The following is a 1,986-nucleotide window of genomic DNA, read 5'->3' on the forward strand; positions in this document are numbered from 1 at the left end:
GCGGGGGACAGTAGCTGGTTCTGTGGCCTGACGGCCACCCGGGGGTGGGTCAAAATTAATGGCCAGTAGTGGGTCATTTTAATTGGCCACTAACATAACGTTACCACTCGCGATGATTTCGACCTTCCCAGGAGCCGTTAAACGCGCAAGATAAGTATCGTTGTACTCGGTGCCGTAATACTGTGGCCACTCACTAGAGAGAAACCGGAGCCTGCCGGAGACGGCTTCATAGGCGGGTGGAACTACAAATGCCTGGCTCAGAGTACCTTTAGCTGATTGCGAGCCGGCATTGCTAACGACCGCGGCTTGGGTAACTGGACATCCATCCGCTGCGGTTGCTCCTTGTGCTCCGGCGAGAAGCATTAGTGCGGTAAATGGGACCACAGCGCTGATTGCTGGCAATCGGAACTTCGTAATATCCATATCGTTAACTCTCCCTTAGTTGCCTGAGTCCGGAGTGGTGAAAACAAGGTCGCGATCGATGATGGTGACGGAACCCTCTGTCGACCATCCGTCCAGTCCATTTTCGAAACCGCTGTTGAGGAGTTCGGCATTAACTGTCTCAGGCGCTTTGAGTGTCAGATTGCGCGTGATCTGGGAGGTGTAACTGGAGAGTACACCGGTAGTTGAGCCGCTAGCGCCGGTGTCATTTTTGAAACCAACGAGGAGCAAGGTGCCGTCGCCATGGACGTTCATCAGAGAAAAAGAGCCATCGGCGGAAGAGGTTGTTGAATATTTTCTGTCAGTGTCGGGGAAAATGGCAGTTACCAACGCACCTGGTACGGGCTGTCCCGAGCTGTCAAAGACGGTCCCATAGATTGCACTGCTACCAGCCAAATCAACGGTTACAAGCACTGATGATGAGCTTTCTGTTTCAAGCAAGCTGCCCTGGGCACTGCCTGTTCGACCATCCGATGTTGTGACGTTAGCAACGTAAACCCCGGACTCTGTAAGATCAGTGATTGAAAAGAGACCATTGCTGTCAGTAGTTACCGTGAAGGTTGAGCCAGATTCAATAAACGACACGGTGACTGTCGCCTCTGCGACAGGTGCTTGGTCGCTATAACCGAAAACTCCCCCGTTAATCGCCATAGTGTCAGGTTCGAAAGTCCCTGAAATGATTGAAATCACTCGCTCAGCCTCAGATACCAAGGCAGCTGCGTAGCTTTCTTCAATGGACTTTCCGCTTCCCTGGTTTATGCCGGCAATGTACTTGTTGAGCTCTTGAATCGCCTTGTCGTCGGAGCCTTTTTCAAAGTGCTTTTCAGCATTGGCTACTCGGTGGCAAAGCCCTACTTGGGGTGGGTTTTCAACAGATGGATCTAGCGTCATTGTCGCGAGCTGCTGAAAAGGCTCTGGGAGAGCTTCGCAAGCAGCGGTTCCGTTGTTGCTTGCGTAGGTTTGGAGAGGAATGAGTGAAATGGTTAATAAAGACGAGAATAAGACTATTAGTCTTAGCATCTAAAGCCTCCTTGTTGATTTCGGTCCTTTTAGCTGCTAATCCCCGTAGAGTTGCAAGGGGACAGTAGCAAGCTGATTAGAATGATAGATGAGGATTTGAATTTCCGTGTAACGGTTTGTATTTTCATTGTTAAGTTGTGACGCCCAGATGTTTTCCCCCTGTTTGGGGTGGGCGGGCCGACGTGAGTTCGTAAAGCTTTTCTAAGCTGTCCTGAAGTGAAACTTGGAGAAGTTGGAATTCTGCAGCTCGAAATAACTCTCCTGCTTGAACTCGTTTTCAACCCGTTCAGATCCTCACCGGTCTAGTGGTTCAACGATTCTGGACAGATCAGCAGTTTGATTAAATGCTGGGGACCGGTCAGAGAGTGAACAATGGTTAGAGAATCCCTAACAAGTGACTATGGTTTTGCACTGCGACTGAACGTTCGCTTTGCGACCAGGGCATCCTCTGAACTCAGCTAAACAAAAGCGAACATTCGCCGCACCCCCAATTCCAGGCTTTACGCCCCTTAAACGGGTAAGCAA

2 protein-coding genes are annotated in these 1,986 nt (G+C 50.4%); both read right to left on the reverse strand.

All coding sequences use genetic code 11. The features are described 5' to 3' along the window. Positions 1–78: 78 nt before the first annotated feature. Complete coding sequence (locus BM035_RS22120; protein WP_092034454.1) at positions 79–423, reverse strand: hypothetical protein; 345 nt, start codon at positions 421–423, stop codon at positions 79–81. A 15-nt stretch (positions 424–438) separates the two neighbouring features. Continuing rightward, positions 439–1,461 (reverse strand): carboxypeptidase-like regulatory domain-containing protein, encoded by a 1,023-nt coding sequence (locus tag BM035_RS22125; RefSeq protein ID WP_092034455.1) that lies wholly within the window; start codon positions 1,459–1,461, stop codon positions 439–441. Positions 1,462–1,986 lie beyond the last annotated feature (525 nt).

The sequence above is a fragment of the Marinobacter sp. DSM 26671 genome (assembly GCF_900112835.1).
Taxonomy (GTDB): domain Bacteria; phylum Pseudomonadota; class Gammaproteobacteria; order Pseudomonadales; family Oleiphilaceae; genus Marinobacter; species Marinobacter flavimaris.